At 25.6% G+C, this 1,678-nt stretch carries 1 protein-coding gene; it reads right to left on the bottom strand.

The window, feature by feature from the left end:
• A partial coding sequence (locus UDIV_RS04075) for a GA module-containing protein (protein ID WP_038103716.1) occupies positions 1-1,545 on the bottom strand: 1,545 nt, incomplete at its 3' end.
• Positions 1,546-1,678: the final 133 nt, after the last annotated feature.

Consider the following 1,678-nt stretch of genomic DNA (forward strand, 5'->3'; position numbering starts at 1 on the left):
TGCTTGTTTACTATCATTGATCTTTTGAATTTCTTTGATGAATGTTTCTAGTCTTGTTTTATCTAAACTTGAAAACATATTGATTTTATTAATAGCATCATCTTTTTTCTTATTTAATTCTGCTTGTTCTTCTTTCTCTTTTTCAGCTTGTATTTTTAATGCTTTTGACTTTTCATCATCGCTTTTTGTTTCTTCTAAAATTAGATTTATATCATTCTCTGAGTTAGCATCGACAACTCTTTGTTTATATTCATCTTTCTTTGCTTTTTCTAAATTAGATAACTGCTCAATACTTTCTTTAGCATTTTCTTTTACTATATCAAGTTTCTTGTTTTCAACATCTTTTTTAATTGTTGTTAATTTTCCAATAGCCTCCTCTAATTGTTCTTTAGTCGTTGATGAATTACTTGCAATTGGTTGTGTTTCTGCAATAACTTTTTCAAGATCGGTTTTTAATTCATTATATTTCTGATCAGATAGTTCGTTTTTAATATAATCTTCTATAGTTTTTACAAAGTCGTTATATCTATTTAAAACTTCTTTTTTCTCTTGGTCTAACTTTTGTTTTTCAAGATCTTGATCATTTGGACTTTTGCTATTTAAGATAGGTTTGTTGTTATTTTGACCTTGTGAAGTGTGATTCTGAGATTGTATATTTTGATCACCATTAGATGAACCATTATTGTTTAATTGTTTAGTCTTATTATCTTCATTTTGTTTATTAGCATTTTCTAAAATCAAATCAATACTTTCAATTGAATTAGCAGAGTTAATTTGGTTTATATAATTTGTTTTTTGATCAGGTGTTAAATCAGTTAATTGATTTATAGTGTTTGTTGTTTGATTCTTCTTATTTTTAAGTTCTTCAGTTTTTTGAATTTGAGTTTGTTTATTAGTTTCATTTAATTGATTAGCTTCTTTTAAAAGCAATTGAGCCATATCAATTGTTTTAGCTTGATTTATTTGTATTTTAAAGTTTGTTTTTTGTTCGTTTGTTAAATTAGTAAGTGCATTGATTTGTTCAATTACTTGGCTTTTTGCTTTTTTTAATTCTTCTAAGGCTTTGTTAGTTTGCTCTTGTTTTTTAGCATCGTTTAGTATCGAATCTACTTTTTGTTTTGAATCTGCTTGATCAATTAGATTCTTGAATATTTGTTTTTGCTGATTATTCAAATCAACTAAAGCATCAACTTCATTTTTTATTGTTTGTTTCTTATCTAATAAAGTATTCTCTGGTTTAGTTGTTTTGTTAGCATTATTAGATCCAATAGCATCAGTTAAAACCTGATCAACTTGATTTATTGTTTTAGCGTTGTTTACATCATTAGTGTACTTTGTTATTTGCTCGTTTTTTAATTCTGGTAATTGGTTAATTTTAGTGATTGTTTCAGTTTTCTTAGCTAAAAGTTCAGATGATTGTTTTTTATCGTTGTTTTGTTTACTTACAGTAACTCCAGATGCAAGTCCTATTATAGTAGAAGCAGTAATAAAACCAACTACTCCGATAATAATTCCCTTTTTTGATTTGTTGTTTAGTTTACTCATATCAAAAACCTTTTAAATACGTTATTGTAATGTGATAGTTTTAACCCTTAATTTAAAGAGTTTAAAAAGCTTTTTGAATTATAGAAACTTTATTGTTTTTTGCAAAAAAAAAAAAAAAAGGAGGTTAAGATTT

The organism is Ureaplasma diversum NCTC 246, from assembly GCF_000731915.1.
Taxonomy (GTDB): domain Bacteria; phylum Bacillota_I; class Bacilli_A; order Mycoplasmatales; family Mycoplasmoidaceae; genus Ureaplasma; species Ureaplasma diversum.